The organism is Pseudomonas sp. ICMP 460 (assembly GCF_002723595.1).
Classification (GTDB): domain Bacteria; phylum Pseudomonadota; class Gammaproteobacteria; order Pseudomonadales; family Pseudomonadaceae; genus Aquipseudomonas; species Aquipseudomonas kitaguniensis.
Map to the genome: position 1 here is coordinate 138209 of NZ_LKBR01000001.1, position 15204 is coordinate 153412.

The 15204-nt window shown below is 60.5% G+C and carries 13 protein-coding genes and 1 pseudogene; 10 read left to right on the forward strand and 4 right to left on the reverse strand.

The features are described from left to right. Positions 1-42: 42 nt before the first annotated feature. The gene (locus AO240_RS00645) at positions 43-987 is read right to left on the reverse strand and encodes a GlxA family transcriptional regulator (RefSeq protein WP_177445759.1); all 945 of its coding nucleotides are present in this window, start codon (positions 985-987) and stop codon (positions 43-45) included. A gap of 193 nt (positions 988-1180) precedes the next feature. Between AO240_RS00645 and AO240_RS00650 the strand changes: the two genes are divergently transcribed. The 5 genes from AO240_RS00650 to AO240_RS00670 all read left to right on the forward strand — a co-directional run bounded on the left by AO240_RS00650 (position 1181) and on the right by AO240_RS00670 (position 5185). After that, positions 1181-2125: a choline ABC transporter substrate-binding protein gene (locus tag AO240_RS00650; protein WP_099234764.1), complete on the forward strand. Its 945-nt coding sequence runs from the start codon at positions 1181-1183 to the stop codon at positions 2123-2125. Between the two features lie 74 nt (positions 2126-2199). After that, positions 2200-3087 (forward strand): 3-keto-5-aminohexanoate cleavage protein, encoded by an 888-nt coding sequence (locus AO240_RS00655; RefSeq protein ID WP_099234765.1) that lies wholly within the window; start codon positions 2200-2202, stop codon positions 3085-3087. Positions 3088-3247: 160 nt separating this feature from the next. Then, positions 3248-4213 (forward strand): L-carnitine dehydrogenase, encoded by a 966-nt coding sequence (locus tag AO240_RS00660; RefSeq protein ID WP_099234766.1) that lies wholly within the window; start codon positions 3248-3250, stop codon positions 4211-4213. Between the two features lie 118 nt (positions 4214-4331). Continuing rightward, positions 4332-4826, forward strand: a complete 495-nt coding sequence (locus AO240_RS00665; RefSeq protein WP_099234767.1) for a thioesterase family protein — start codon at positions 4332-4334, stop codon at positions 4824-4826. 95 nt (positions 4827-4921) lie between these two features. After that, positions 4922-5185 carry a hypothetical protein gene (locus AO240_RS00670; protein ID WP_099234768.1) on the forward strand — a complete coding sequence of 88 codons (264 nt, stop codon included), beginning with the start codon at positions 4922-4924 and terminating at the stop codon, positions 5183-5185. A gap of 111 nt (positions 5186-5296) precedes the next feature. On the opposite strand, the gene AO240_RS00675 is transcribed toward AO240_RS00670, so the two are convergent. Both AO240_RS00675 and AO240_RS00680 read right to left on the reverse strand, forming a co-directional pair. Further along, positions 5297-6400 carry a GlxA family transcriptional regulator gene (locus AO240_RS00675; RefSeq protein ID WP_099234769.1) on the reverse strand — a complete coding sequence of 368 codons (1104 nt, stop codon included), beginning with the start codon at positions 6398-6400 and terminating at the stop codon, positions 5297-5299. A gap of 423 nt (positions 6401-6823) precedes the next feature. Continuing rightward, positions 6824-7071 (reverse strand): annotated as a pseudogene (locus tag AO240_RS00680) (serine dehydratase beta chain); the annotation flags it as partial. A 414-nt stretch (positions 7072-7485) separates the two neighbouring features. On the opposite strand from AO240_RS00680, the gene AO240_RS00685 reads away from it, so the two are divergent. The 3 genes from AO240_RS00685 to choV all read left to right on the forward strand — a co-directional run bounded on the left by AO240_RS00685 (position 7486) and on the right by choV (position 10522). Further along, a complete protein-coding gene (locus AO240_RS00685) occupies positions 7486-8433 on the forward strand; it encodes a choline ABC transporter substrate-binding protein (RefSeq protein ID WP_099234770.1) in 948 nt (315 codons plus the stop codon). A 68-nt stretch (positions 8434-8501) separates the two neighbouring features. Next, complete coding sequence (gene choW / locus AO240_RS00690; protein WP_058415173.1) at positions 8502-9347, forward strand: choline ABC transporter permease subunit; 846 nt, start codon at positions 8502-8504, stop codon at positions 9345-9347. Continuing rightward, positions 9344-10522 carry a choline ABC transporter ATP-binding protein gene (gene choV, locus AO240_RS00695; RefSeq protein ID WP_099234771.1) on the forward strand — a complete coding sequence of 393 codons (1179 nt, stop codon included), beginning with the start codon at positions 9344-9346 and terminating at the stop codon, positions 10520-10522. The genes choW and choV overlap by 4 nt, the downstream gene beginning before the upstream one ends. 155 nt (positions 10523-10677) lie before the next feature. On the opposite strand, the gene AO240_RS00700 is transcribed toward choV, so the two are convergent. Beyond that, positions 10678-12612 (reverse strand): BCCT family transporter, encoded by a 1935-nt coding sequence (locus AO240_RS00700; protein WP_256585824.1) that lies wholly within the window; start codon positions 12610-12612, stop codon positions 10678-10680. Positions 12613-13003: 391 nt separating this feature from the next. Between AO240_RS00700 and betI the strand changes: the two genes are divergently transcribed. Together betI and betB are read left to right on the forward strand one after the other, a co-directional pair. After that, positions 13004-13597, forward strand: coding sequence for a transcriptional regulator BetI (gene betI, locus AO240_RS00705; RefSeq protein WP_099234773.1), 594 nt, complete (start codon positions 13004-13006; stop codon positions 13595-13597). Between the two features lie 110 nt (positions 13598-13707). Continuing rightward, on the forward strand, positions 13708-15180 hold the full coding sequence (betB, locus tag AO240_RS00710; protein ID WP_099234774.1) for a betaine-aldehyde dehydrogenase: 1473 nt from the start codon (positions 13708-13710) through the stop codon (positions 15178-15180). Positions 15181-15204: the final 24 nt, after the last annotated feature.

A 15204-nucleotide genomic window follows, 5' to 3' on the forward strand; every position in this document is an offset into this window, starting at 1 on the left:
CTATAAATTATACCTGCGAGTATAAAACACTATAATTCGCCGTCAAACCACTTCCCGTCGCCGATCCTCCCGCGGGCACTTGGCAAACTTGGCCCTGTAGCTGCGCGTGAAATACGACGGCGATTCAAACCCGCAGGCAATACTTACCTCCAGCACGCTCATGTCGCTCTGGCGCAACAGCTGCCGGGCTTTTGCCAGGCGCAGGCCAAGGTAGAAATTGCTCGGCGTGTCGTTCAAATGCAGGCGAAACAGCCGCTCCAACTGGCGGCGGGTCACGTTGATCGCGTCGGCCAGTGCCAACGTACTCAGCGGCGGCTCGGTGTGTTGTTCCATCTCGCCGATTACTTGCACGAGTTTTTTGTTGTTGATGCCGTAACGCGTGGCGATTTGCATGCGCTGGTGGTCTTTGCGTGGGCGGATACGCCCGAGCACGAATTGTTCCGAGACCTGAATCGCCAGCTCAGCGCCATGCGCGTGGGCGATCAGGTCGAGCATCAGGTCGATGCACGCGGTGCCACCGGCGCAGGTGATACGGCGGCGGTCGATCTCAAACAACTCCTGCGTCACGCTCAGGTGCGGATAAGACTCCTTGAAGGCCTCGATGGCTTCCCAGTGCAACGTCAGGCGGTAGCCGTCGAGTAAACCGGCTTCGGCGAGCACACAGGCGCCCGTGTCGATGGCGCCGAGGGTCACGCCTTCGTGGTCGAGGCGGCGCAGCCACTGCCCCAGAGCGGGCGTGGCGAACTGCAGCGGTTCGAAGCCTGCAACCACCAACAGCGTCGCGCCTTTTTTCAGCGGCTCCAGCGCGGCGTCGGCGTTGACCGACATGCCATTGCTCGCCAGCACCGCGCCGCCGTCGGCGCTCAAGATGTGCCAGCGGTACAGCTCGCCGCGAAAGCGGTTGGCCACCCGCAGCGGCTCAAGGGCGGAGATAAAGCCGATGGCCGAGAAGCCCGGCATCAGCAAAAAATAGACATCCTGGGGCATGGTGGCGCTCTCGTCGGGCGGGCAGCGTGGCACTGTGATACTCCCGTTAATGCGCGGTTTCAAGGGGGCAGGTCGCTGCAGTGCAAGAGCGGGTCGCCGCCGTGCGTTTTGTCAGGCCCGAAGGTACGTAACTTGATCCCACGGCGCACAAAGACGCCGGCCCCCACAATAACCAGCTGCCGAGGGATTCACCATGAACCGACTGATCAGCCGCTGCGCGCTGGCACTCAGCGCCAGTGCCATTTTGAGCACCAGCGTATTAGCGGCCGACGCCGAGTCCTGCCGGAACGTGCGCATGGGCGTGGTGAACTGGACCGACGTCATCGCCACCAGCGCCATGACCCAGGTATTGCTCGATGGCCTCGGCTACAAGACCAAACAAACCAGCGCCTCCCAGCAAATCATCTTCGCCGGCATCCGCGACAAGCGTCTGGATATGTTCCTCGGCTATTGGAACCCGTTGATGACCCAGACCATCACGCCGTTCGTGGAGGCCAAGCAGGTCAAAGTCCTCGACAGACCCAGCCTGCAAGATGCCCGCGCTACCCTCGCCGTGCCGACTTACCTGGCGGACAAGGGCCTGAAAACCTTCGCCGATATTGCCCGGTTCGAGAAAGACCTCGGCGGCAAGCTCTACGGCATCGAGCCGGGCTCGGGCGCCAACACGCAGATCAAAGCAATGATCGCCAAAAACCAGTTCGGCCTGGGTAAATTCCAACTGGTGGAATCCAGCGAAGCCGGCATGCTCGCCGCCGTCGACCGTGCAGTGCGGCGCAAGGAAGCCGTGGTGTTCTTCGGCTGGGCGCCGCACCCGATGAACGTGAATGTGGCGATGACGTACCTCACCGGCAGCGACGATGCCCTTGGCCCCAACGAAGGCATGGCCACCGTGTGGAGCGTGACGTCGCCGACCTACGCCGAGCAGTGCCCGAACGTGCACAAACTGCTGACCAACCTGACCTTCACCGCCGCCGACGAGAGCCGCATGATGCAGCCGTTGCTGGACCACAAAGACCCGATCGAGTCGGCCAGGCAGTGGCTCAAGGATCACCCGCAAGACCAACAACGCTGGCTCGAAGGCGTGACCACCTTTGACGGCAAACCGGCTGCCGCCAACCTGCAATTGACCCTCAAATAATTTTTTCTGAAGCACCGTTTCGCGGTCACTGGCGACCGCGAACGGCATCATCACGCCTGTAAGGAACCCGCCGCATGAACCACGACGTCATCATCACCTGCGCACTCACCGGTGCTGGCGACACGAGCGCCAGAAGCCCACACGTGCCGGTCACGCCCACACAAATCGCCGCCGCCGCCGTTGAAGCCGCCAAGGCCGGTGCCACCGTGGTGCACTGCCACGTGCGTGACCCGCACACCGGCAAGTTCAGCCGTGACGTGGCCTTGTACCGCGAAGTGATGGAGCGCATCCGCGAGGCCGACATCGACATCATCGTCAACCTCACCGCCGGCATGGGCGGCGACCTGGAGATAGGCGGCGGCGAAAACCCGATGGCGTTCGGCGCCAACACTGACCTGGTTGGCCCGCTGACGCGCCTGGCGCATGTGGAAGCGCTGCTGCCGGAAATTTGCACGCTGGACTGCGGCACGCTGAACTTCGGCGATGGCGACAGCATTTACGTGTCCACCCCGGCGCAACTGCGTGCGGGTGCCAAGCGCATTCAGGCGCTGGGCGTTAAGGCCGAGCTGGAAATTTTCGACACCGGCCACCTGTGGTTCGCCAAGCAGATGATCAAGGAAGGCCTGCTCGACAACCCGCTGTTCCAGCTGTGCCTGGGCATCCCATGGGGCGCACCGGCTGACACCACCAGCATGAAAGCCATGGTCGACAACCTGCCCGCCGAAGCGGTGTGGGCCGGCTTCGGTATCGGCCGCATGCAAATGCCGATGGCGGCGCAAGCGGTGCTGCTGGGCGGCAACGTACGGGTCGGCCTGGAAGACAACCTGTGGCTGGACAAAGGCGTGCTTGCCACCAACGGCCAACTGGTGGAGCGCGCCAGTGAAATTCTGAGCCGCTTGGGCGCGCGGGTTATGACGCCTGCAGAAGGCCGAATCAAGATGGGCCTGACCCAGCGCGGCTGAGCCAGGCACCACAAAACCCTGTGGGAGCCAGGCTTGCCCGCGATGGCGGTACACCGGCCACTGAATATGCCAACTGACACACCGCTATCGCAGGCAAGCCGGCTCCCACCTTTGGATAGGCTTACACATTGAATCACCGAATTATTCAGGGAATGTCGACATGCGCTTTATCACCGAAATCAAAACCTTCGCCGCGCTGGGCAGCGGTGTCATCGGCAGCGGCTGGGTATCGCGCGCCTTGGCGCACGGCTTGGACGTGGTCGCCTGGGACCCGGCCCCCGGCGCCGAAGCAGCGCTGCGCAAACGCGTCGCCAATGCGTGGGGCGCCCTGGAAAAACAGGGCTTGGCGCCAGGCGCATCGCAAGACCGCCTGCGCTTTGTCACCACCATCGAGGCGTGCGTAAAAGACGCCGACTTCATCCAGGAAAGTGCCCCGGAACGCCTGGACGTGAAACTCGAACTGCACAGCAAAATCAGCGCGGCGGCCAAGCCAACAGCATTGATCGGTTCAAGTACCTCGGGCCTGTTGCCGAGTGAGTTCTACGCAAGTTCGACCCACCCGGAACGCTGCGTGGTCGGCCACCCGTTCAACCCGGTTTACCTGCTGCCGCTGGTGGAAGTAGTGGGCGGCAAAAACACGGCGCCGGAGGCAATTCAAGCGGCGATAAAAGTGTATGAATCGCTCGGCATGCGCCCGCTGCATGTGCGCAAGGAAGTGCCGGGGTTTATCGCTGACCGTTTGCTCGAAGCGCTGTGGCGTGAGGCCTTGCACCTGGTGAATGACGGGGTGGCGACCACCGGCGAGATCGACGATGCGATCCGTTTTGGCGCAGGCTTGCGCTGGTCGTTTATGGGCACCTTCCTCACCTACACCCTCGCGGGCGGTGACGCTGGCATGCGCCACTTTATGGCGCAGTTCGGCCCGGCGCTGCAGTTGCCGTGGACCTACCTGCCGGCGCCGGAATTGACCGACAAACTGATCGACGATGTGGTCGACGGCACCCGTGAACAGTTGGGTGACCACAGCATTTCGGCGCTGGAGCGCTACCGTGATGATTGCCTGTTGGCAGTGCTGGAGGCGGTGAAAACCACCAAAGCCAAGCACGGCATGACCTTCGCTGATTAACCGTTGTTGATTGCCTGTGGGAGCTGGCTTGCCTGCGATAGCGGCGGTGAGTCGTACATTGCTATCGCAGGAAAGCCAGCTCTCACATTTGACCGAATACATAGCCGGAATTTATGTGATGCCTGCACTGACGACTTACACCACAAGAATCCAGCCCGACTGGGTGGACTACAACGGCCACCTGCGCGATGCGTTCTACCTGCTGATTTTCAGCTACGCCACCGATGCGTTGATGGACACGCTGGGGCTGAACAGCGAAAACCGTGAAGCCAGCGGGCACTCGCTGTTCACCCTGGAGCTGCATCTGAATTACCTGCACGAAGTGAAACTCGGCGCCAGCGTTGAGGTGCATACCCAACTGATCGCCCACGATGCCAAGCGCCTGCACCTCTATCACAGCCTGCATCATGTGGGCGATGCAACGGCGCTGGCAGGCAACGAACAGATGCTGCTGCACGTCGACCTCGCGGGGCCGCATTCGGCGCCGTTCACCGAGGCCACGCGGGGAAAACTCGCAGCCATGCACACTGAACAAGCCGACTTGCCGCGCCCCGCCCTCCTCGGCCGCATTATTGGCTTACCGCCAACTCGCCAGAAAGCGACCTGCTCATAGCCATCCGAGCCAAGCGTTGATTCTGCGCTTGCCGACCGGCCAAAGGCCTACCAGAATCCAGCTCAGCCCCCGCTCCCTACACCAGGATAAACGTCATGATGCACGCGGATTTGATTGACCAGGATGACCTGCTGGGCCAACTGCGCTCTTTGGGTTTTGAAGTGCCCAGCGGCGCCAGCGCCGAGCAGGCCTGCGAGTCTGCGGTACGCGGTTTGGACGAAGCACGCGCCGAGGCGCTCAAGCGCATGGTCGAGCAGATGTACACCGGCAGCGCGACGATTTTACCGGCGGTGAGGCAGGCGATTGATCAGCGGTTGTTGCCGGCGTTGGGGCAGTTCAAGCAGAACGCTGGCGCCTGATAGACCGCTATCGCGAGCAAGCCCGCTCCCACATTTTGAATGGTGAATACCTTCAAGTGTGGGAGCGGCGGTGCGACGATTCGACTTGCTCGCGATAGCCGGCGACCCGGCCTACAGCCTTACACTCGCAAACGTCGACTCATTACGCGCCTGGCTCAACGCCGACAGCGGCCCCGACAACGGTGACAACACCAGCGCCTGCGGAATCGGCAGCATCGCCACTTGCTGCGTGGTGTTGGAACCGACGCGCTCATCGCGTGGCGGAATGCCGAAGTATTCGCGGTAGCACTTGGAGAAGTGCGGCGTAGACACAAACCCGCACACCGAGGCCACTTCGATAATCGACATCGGCGTTTGCTTGAGCAACTGCCGCGCACGAATCAGGCGCAGCTTGAGGTAATAACGCGACGGCGAGCAGTGCAGGTATTTTTGAAACAACCGCTCCAACTGCCGACGCGACACGGCCACATATACCGCCAGTTCGTCCAGGTCGATCGGCTCTTCGAGGTTGGCCTCCATCAGCGCGACAATTTCCTGCAGCTTCGGCTGGTTGGTGCCGAGCATGTGCTTGAGCGGCACGCGCTGGTGGTCCTGCTCGTTGCGGATGCGTTCGTACACAAACATCTCGGAGATGGCGGCGGACAATTCACGCCCGTGGTCCCGGCTGATCAGGTGCAGCATCATGTCCAGCGGCGCGGTGCCGCCAGAGCTGGTGAAGCGGTTGCGATCGAGGGTAAACAGGCGTGTGCTCATGGCCACGCGCGGGAAGGCTTCCTGCATCGACGCCAGGCATTCCCAGTGCACGCTGCAATCAAACCCATCGAGCAAACCCGCGCACGCCAACGCCCAACTGCCGGTGCACACAGCGCCGAGACGCCGCGACTGGCGCGCCTGGCTTTGCAGCCACGACACATGCTCGCGGGTGACGGTGCGCTGGATACCCACGCCGCCGCACACGATCACCGTGTCCAGCGCCGGCGCTTTGTGCATGCAGGCATCGGGGGTGATTTGCAGACCATCGCTGGCCCACACCTGGTTGCCGTCGACGCTCAGGGTTGTCCAGCGATACAGCTCGCGGCCGGACAGTTGGTTGGCCATGCGCAGCGGTTCCACGGCGGACGCCAGGGAAATAAGCGTGAAATTGTCCAACAGCAAAAAGCCGATGGATTGGGGCGCACGGTTCTGGGGTTGAGCCCCTGAGTTGGACGACGTCATCGCGGTATCTCCTCACACAAAGCGGGTGATGGCCTCATGCGAGGCTCTTGTTATTGCGCTCTGTTCCCGGGCTGTAAAAAGCACAGGGAGAGAGGCTTTGAATGGATAGAGCAAATGCCATGCCCAAAATTGAATGACCATTCAATAACTCCTGAAAACGACCTGTTGACGTGTCTATATAAGCCCACGCAGGAAGTGCGGGATATGCCTCGAAAAACGCGTAGCCGTTGTACGCTCAACGTGTGTGAGCAGTTCGGTAGCACTTGTGTGAAGTGCGCTTTACGGGCGTAGGAAAATTCTGTCACCACACGCACGGGTAACAGCGGGTCAGGCCGGGATTTGCTCGAAAGCGACTTATCTGTTTGCGACGCGCTAAAAGGTGGCGTTTTTGCAGTGGGGTGTGCACTTTATGAGCAGTAGTGGCTGCACCGGATCAATCGCGTCCGGCCACTCGCCCATCGGGCCCATAATGGTGACGGCGTGCTGCCGTGACCGATGCCGGTGGCCGATAAAGACCCGCAGCGCTGAACTTCGACCCGCCTGACTTGTTCCAACAGTTCACGTTCACGCAATGCCTGGACGAATAACGCCGCTGCGCGCATGGGGCCGACGGTGTGAGACCTCCAAGGCCCGATGCCGATCTTGAACAGGTCGAAAACGAAAACGCTGATCGCCATTGCCGTGCAACGCCTCGGTGAGCACAGGCCAGGCACCGGCGAGCTACACGGCCCAGATCGCGGCATCATCAGGCTTTTGTCCGTCATCAAGCCGTCTCATACCGACGTAACCATGCTAGCCAGCGTCGCCCGTGCACAATCGTCAGTTTTGGCCGTTTTTAACGGTGCATATCGGTAAAAACTACAGTTTTGCGGTTCAAAAAAGCTGTAAGCGACGTCACCGACACTGGATACGACCATCCCTGTACTGGATACGACGCCCCCTGTAGGCGTCAGATTTTCACTGGTACATGATCAGTCTCGACTCGTTTGCAAGGCACCGTGCCAGAGCTGTCTGTCGCACGTCCCAACCGCAACCCTTATAAAGCGCGGCGAATGCCGCCAGAAAAGACACAGGAGTCTACCCCCATGAAAGGTTCACCCTCGTTGTTGTTGGCCGCCATGTTGAGTCTGCCGGTGATGGCACACGCCGCAGAACCGGAACAGTGCAAGACCGTTAACTTCTCTGATGTCGGCTGGACCGACATCACCGTGACCACCGCAACCACCAGCGAAGTGCTCAAGGGCCTCGGCTACAAGCCGCGCACCACGATGATTTCGGTGCCGGTCACCTACAAGTCACTGGCCGACGGCAAGAACATGGACGTCTTCCTCGGCAACTGGATGCCGACCATGGAGAACGACATCAAGCAGTACCGCGATGCCGGCAGCGTAGAAACCGTGCGCGCCAACCTGGAGAACGCCAAGTACACCCTGGCCGTCCCCGAGGCGCTGTACGACAAAGGCCTGAAAGACTTCGCCGACATCGTGAAATTCAAGGATGAGCTGGACGGCAAAATCTACGGCATCGAGCCAGGCAACGACGGCAACCGCACCATTCAAACCTTGATCGACAAGGATGCCTTCGGCCTGAAAACCGCAGGTTTCAAGGTGGTCGAGTCGAGCGAAGCCGGGATGCTCTCGCAAGTTGAGCGTGCCACCAAACGCGGCAAGGCCATCGTGTTCCTCGGCTGGGAACCGCACCCGATGAACACCCGCTTCAAGATGAAATACCTGACCGGCGGTGATGATTCGTTTGGCCCCAACTACGGCCAGGCCACCATCTACACCAACGTGCGCAAGGGCTACACGCAGGAATGCAGCAACGTTGGCCAACTGCTGAAAAACCTCTCGTTCACGTTGAACATGGAAAGCACCCTGATGGGCAACGTGCTCGACGACAAGATGAAGCCCGATGCCGCGGCCAAGGCCTGGCTGAAGAAGAACCCGCAAGTGCTCGACACCTGGCTCGCCAATGTGACCACCGTAGACGGCAAGCCAGGGCTTGAGGCCGTCAAAGCCTATCTCGACAAGTAAGCCTGTTGACCCCGGGCCGGTGCGCTGGCCCGGGATGTTTTTCCCTTCGCATGTGGACCTTCACTACCATGCTGACTGAACATAAAATCCCGCTGGGCCAGTACATCGCTGCCTTCGTCGATTGGTTGACCGAACACGGCGCCAACTATTTCGACGCAATCGCATCGACCCTGGAAACGATGATCCACGGCGTGACGTTTGCGCTGACCTGGTTCAACCCGCTGGCATTAATCGGTCTGGTTGCGCTACTCGCTCACTTTATTCAACGTAAATGGGGCCTGACGGTTTTTGTGATTGCCTCGTTCCTGCTGATCCTGAACCTGGGGTACTGGCAGGAAACCATGGAAACCCTCGCGCAAGTGCTGTTCGCGACCCTGGTTTGCGTGGTCATCGGTGTGCCGCTGGGCATTATCGCCGCGCACAAACCGATGTTTTATACGCTGATGCGGCCGGTGCTCGATCTGATGCAGACCGTACCGACCTTCGTTTACCTCATCCCTACCCTGACCCTCTTCGGGCTGGGTGTGGTGCCCGGGCTGATTTCCACCGTGGTGTTCGCGATTGCGGCGCCGATCCGCCTGACCTACCTGGGCATCCGCGATGTGCCGCAAGAGTTGATGGACGCCGGCAAGGCCTTTGGTTGCTCGCGCCGTCAGTTGCTCTCGCGCATTGAACTGCCGCACGCCATGCCGAGCATCGCTGCCGGCATTACCCAATGCATCATGCTGTCGTTGTCGATGGTGGTGATCGCGGCCCTGGTGGGCGCCGACGGCCTCGGCAAGCCGGTGGTCAACGCGCTGAACACCGCCGACATTGCCCTGGGCTTTGAAGCGGGCCTGGCGATCGTATTGCTGGCCATCATGCTTGACCGCATCTGCAAACAACCCGATGCCAAAACTGGGGGTGATGCATGAGCATTATTCGATTCGACAAGGTCGACGTGATCTTTTCCAAAGACCCACGCGAAGCGCTCAAGCTGCTCGACCAGGGCATGAGCCGTAATGAAATCCTGAAAAAGACCGGGCAGATTGTCGGCGTTGAAAACGCCAGCCTGGATGTAGAGAAAGGCGAAATCTGTGTGCTGATGGGCCTGTCGGGCTCCGGCAAGTCGAGCTTGCTGCGCTGCATCAACGGGCTCAATACCGTCAGCCGTGGTCAGTTGTTTGTGGAGCATGAAGGCCGTCAAATCGACATCGCCTCGTGCACGCCTGCCGAGCTGAAAATGATGCGCACCAAACGCATCGCCATGGTGTTCCAGAAGTTCGCCCTGATGCCCTGGCTGACGGTGCGCGAGAACATCAGCTTTGGCCTTGAGATGCAGGGCCGCCCGGAGAAAGAGCGGCGCAAGTTGGTGGATGAAAAACTTGAGCTGGTGGGCCTGACCCAGTGGCGCAACAAGAAGCCCGACGAGCTGTCCGGCGGCATGCAGCAACGCGTTGGCCTGGCCCGCGCCTTGGCGATGGACGCCGACATTTTGCTGATGGATGAACCCTTCTCCGCGCTCGACCCGCTGATTCGCCAAGGCCTGCAAGATGAACTGCTGGAGCTGCAACGCAAGCTGAGCAAGACCATCGTGTTCGTCAGCCATGACCTGGATGAAGCACTCAAGCTGGGCAGCCGCATCGCGATCATGAAAGACGGCAAGATCATCCAGCACAGCGTGCCGGAAGAGATCGTGCTGAACCCGGCGGATGACTATGTGCGCACCTTCGTCGCGCACACTAACCCGCTGAACGTGCTCTGCGGTCGCAGCCTTATGCGCACGGTGGACAACTGCACCCATGTGAACGGCTCGATCAGCCTGGACCCGGGCGGCGACTCCTGGCTGGACCTGACCGAAGGCAACGTGATCAAAGGCGCCCGCCAGAACGGCACACCGTTGAACCTGCAGAACTGGGCACCGGGGCAACCTGTGGAAGGTTTGGGCCGCGTACCGACGCTGGTGGATTCCAATATCGGCATGCGCGATGCGCTGCAGATTCGTTACCACACAGGGAACAAGTTAGTGCTGCAGGACAACAACCAGGTGGTGGGGATATTGGGCGACAGCGAGCTTTACCACGCCCTGCTCGGCAAAAACCTCGGCTAACCCAACCCCCCAAACCCCACTGAAGAAACGGGGTCAGTGTGGGAGGGGGCTTGCTCCCGATAGCGGTGCAACAGTAGCAGCTGTGCTGACTGAAACACCGCCATCTGGAGCAAGCACCCTCCCACAGTTGAGCGCATTCCCACCCGGCTCAACCATCAGCTATAGACACGGCCAAGGAGCTGCCGATGGCTTTCAAACTGATCGAGCACGTCCCGGGTAATTTGTTCCTGGGCGAAGCCCATCAGGTCGTATTCCTGAGGCCCGTTGTGCAGGTAAACCTCGGCCCGGTAGTAACGCGTGCGCTCTTCCTCGGGCAAGTCGCCTGGGGCCGACGAGTAAGCATCCAGGCTCACTTCGTAAACAAACGGGTTGCCCTCCTCCATCTCGATGCGCACACCGATACAGCGTTTGGATTTGCCCAACAGGGTCTGCACGCCCAGCCCCTGATCACGCAACGCCGTCGCCGCCTCTTCCAGCGCCGGCGTTACGTGCTTGTCCAAAAAGCGTTGCACGGTGGCCTGGCTCGGTTGCAGGTCCAGCGCGGTCAAACGCTCGCTGAAACCACGGCGGCCACGCTCGGCCAATTGCGCCTGCTCCTGTTCGATCGCCACGTCCTGGCGCATCGCCTTGTGCAAACCGAACATGAACAGAATCAGCACCACCGAAAACGGCAGCCCCGCCAACACCACCATGGTTTGCATGGCTTCGAAGTTGCCCGCAAACAGCAGGCCGATGGTCACCAGAGTGATCACCGCCGACCAGAAGATACGCAGCCAGTGCGGCGCGTCTTCGTCCACGTTGCCGCCGGTGCACGACAGGTTGGCCATCATCACCGCGCCGGAATCCGCCGGGGTCAGGAACAACACAAAACCGACGAAGATCGACACGCCGATCACGATGTTCGACGCCGGGTAATGCTCAAGCAGTTGGTAAATAGCCATCGACGGTTGCTCCAGCGCCGTCTTGCCCAACTCCACCGCGCCGTGGTTCAGCACCAGGTCCAGCGCCGAGTTACCGAAGATCGACAGCCACGCCAGGGTGAAGCCCAGCGGAATCAACAGCACGCCGGCCACCAGTTCACGCACGGTGCGGCCACGCGAAATACGCGCGATGAACATGCCCACGAATGGCGCCCACGAAATCCACCACGCCCAGTAGAACAGGGTCCACAGGCCCATCCAGCGCTCGGTCTTGTCGGCGTCGCCTGCGTACACATAAAGGTCGAAGGTTTTCAGCACAATGCCGTTGAGGTAATCGCCGGTGTTTTGCACCAAGCCATTGAGCAGGTGCAGGGTGGGGCCGAACAGCAACACAAAAATCAGCAAACCGCTGAACAGCACGATGTTGAGGTTCGACAGGCGGCGAATACCGTTTTCCACACCCGACACGGCGGCGATGGTCGCCACAGTGCTCATCACGATGATCACGATCAACAGGTTGGTGTTGCTGTGCTGCATGCCGAACAGGTTTTCCAACCCGGACGACACCTGCATCGAGCCGATGCCCAGGTTGGTCACCAGGCCGAGCAGGGTCACGAACATGCCAAAACCGTCCACCGCATGGCCGGCCGCACCTTTTACCCAGCGTTCGCCCACCAGCGGGTACAACGCCGAACGCAACGCCAGCGGCTGGTTATGCCGGTACGCAAAGTACGCCACGGCCAAGCCGACCAGCGCGTAAATCGCCCAGCCATGCAGGCCCCAATGCAGGAACGTCAGTTGCAACGCCTGGCGTGCCGCGCCGTTGCTGGCGGCCGCGCCTTCGGGCGGGTTGAAGTAGTGGTCCAGCGGCTCGGAGGCGCCGAAGTACAGCAGCGAGATGCCGATGCCCGACGAGAACAACATGCCAGCCCAGGCGCCGTAGCTGAAATCCGGTGTGTCGTCCTTGCTGCCCAGTTTCAACTTGCCGTAGGAGGAAAACGCCAGGCCGACCACGAACACCAGGTAGGCGGCGATGACCACCATGTAGTACCAGCCAAAGCTTTTCGACAGCCAGGCCTGCGCTACACCCAGCATGCGCCCGGCCTCCTGCGGGGCGATGATCAAAATGGCGGTCAACAACAGAATCAGCGCGGTGGAGGTGTAAAACACCCAACCGTTGACCCGTACCTTTTCCGGCGGGGTCTTTATAAGAGAGGCAGAACTCATGGCGCAGATGCTCCAGGCAGTGCGAGAGAGAGAAACACAAGGCAACGGTTATCCCGGAACATCGATTTTTCGGCAGTCGACGGACGGGTGTTATAAAGACACCGCGAAAATTCCAGAGCCAGCGCGAACGTCGGCAAGGCCTTGATACGGCCTGTTTCAAGGGTTTTTGCAGGTGTCAGATGCTGCGGCCCACGCGTAGGAAATACCTGTAGGCCGCGGCTATTTGTCGCAGAGCTTATTCTTTGTTGATTGAACGTTCAATCAAAACAAAATAGACTGGCCTTCAGTCCGGGGACGTTCATCGCCCATCGGCAGGCCTAAGGAGAGGTGCTACATGCCCAAGGTCGGTATGCAACCCATACGCCGCCAGCAGTTGATCGAAGCCACGTTAACGGCCATCGATCAGGTCGGAATGGGCGACGCCAGCATTGCGCTGATCGCCCGTTTGGCCGGTGTCTCGAACGGCATCATCAGTCATTACTTTCAGGACAAGAACGGCCTGATTGCCGCAACGATGCGGTACTTGATGAATGTGCTGATCGAGAACGTCCACGAACGCCGGCTGGCGCTGAAAGACGACAGCCCCCGTGCCCACCTTCAGGTGATCATCGGTGGCAACTTCGACGCCAGCCAAGTCAACGGCCCGGCGATGAAAACCTGGTTGGCCTTCTGGGCCTCCAGCATGCACCACCCGTCATTGCACAGGTTGCAGCGGATCAACGATCACCGCTTGTATTCGAACCTGTGTTGCCAGTTTCGCCGGGTGCTGCCGCTGCCCGAAGCACGCAGCGCAGCCCGCGGCCTGGCGGCGTTAATCGACGGTTTGTGGTTGCGCGGCGCTCTGTCGGGAGACGCTTTCGACACGGCGCAGGCGCAGCGGATCGCTTACGAATACATGGATTTCCAATTGGCCAAGCAGGTGAGTTAGAGCACACATAAACGCTCAACCCCTGAACGTCTGCCGCTCAGTGTTGCCAGAACCCCACGGCTCACTTTTTGGCGGGTAACGCCAACCACTTATGCACTTGCGAGGACTTTATGGCCCGTTTCGAACTGCAAAAACTCTACATTGACGGCGGCTACAGCGACGCTGGCAGCGATGCCACTTTCGACGCCATCAACCCGGCTAACGGTGAAGTTCTCGCCCAAGTGCAACGCGCAACGTTCGATGACGTTGAACGTGCCGTGGTCAGCGCTGAAAAAGGCCAGAAAATCTGGGCCGCGATGACCGCCATGGAGCGTTCGCGCATCCTGCGCCGTGCTGTCGACATTCTGCGTGAGCGCAACGATGAACTGGCCGCGCTGGAAACCCTGGACACCGGTAAATCGTTCTCCGAAACCAAGTACGTCGACGTCGTGACCGGCGCTGACGTGCTGGAATACTACGCAGGCCTGGTGCCAGCCATCGAAGGCGAGCAGATCCCGCTGCGTGACACCTCTTTTGTCTACACCCGCCGCGAGCCGCTGGGCGTGGTTGCCGGTATTGGCGCGTGGAACTACCCGATCCAGATCGCCCTGTGGAAATCCGCACCGGCCCTGGCCGCGGGTAACGCGATGATCTTCAAGCCCAGCGAAGTCACCTCGCTGACCACCCTGAAACTCGCCGAGATCTACACCGAAGCCGGCGTTCCAGCAGGCGTGTTCAACGTACTGACCGGCAGCGGCCGTGAAGTCGGCACCTGGCTGACCGAGCACCCGCGCATCGAGAAAATCTCGTTCACCGGCGGCACCGACACCGGCAAAAAAGTCATGGCCAGTGCGTCGAGTTCGTCGCTCAAGGAAGTCACCATGGAACTGGGCGGCAAGTCGCCGCTGATCGTGTTCGAAGACGCCGACCTGGACCGTGCCGCCGACATCGCGATGATGGCCAACTTCTACAGCTCCGGTCAGGTCTGCACCAACGGCACTCGCGTGTTCGTGCCCAAGCACCTGCAAGCGGCGTTCGAAGCCAAGATTCTGGAGCGTGTTGCGCGCATTCGCGTCGGCGACCCGCAAGACGACAACACCAACTTCGGCCCACTGGTCAGCTTCGCCCACATGGAAAGCGTGCTCGGTTACATCAGCCTGGGCAAAGAGCAAGGCGCCCGCCTGCTGTGCGGCGGCGACCGCCTGACCGATGGCGACCTGGCCAAAGGCGCGTTCGTGGCACCGACCGTGTTCACTGACTGCACCGACGAGATGACCATCGTCCGTGAAGAAATCTTCGGCCCGGTGATGAGCATCCTCACTTACGAGACTGAAGAAGAAGTAATCCGCCGCGCCAACGACACCGACTTCGGCCTGGCTGCGGGCCTTGTGACCAAAGACTTGAACCGCGCCCACCGCGTGATTCATCAACTGGAAGCGGGCATCTGCTGGATCAACGCCTGGGGCGAGTCCGACGCAAAAATGCCGGTCGGCGGCTACAAGCAATCGGGTGTTGGCCGTGAGAACGGCATCAGCTCGCTGAACAACTTCACCCGCATCAAATCGGTACAGGTTGAGCTGGGCGACTACGCATCGGTGTTCTGATGAGCCTCAAGCGGCAAGCCACAA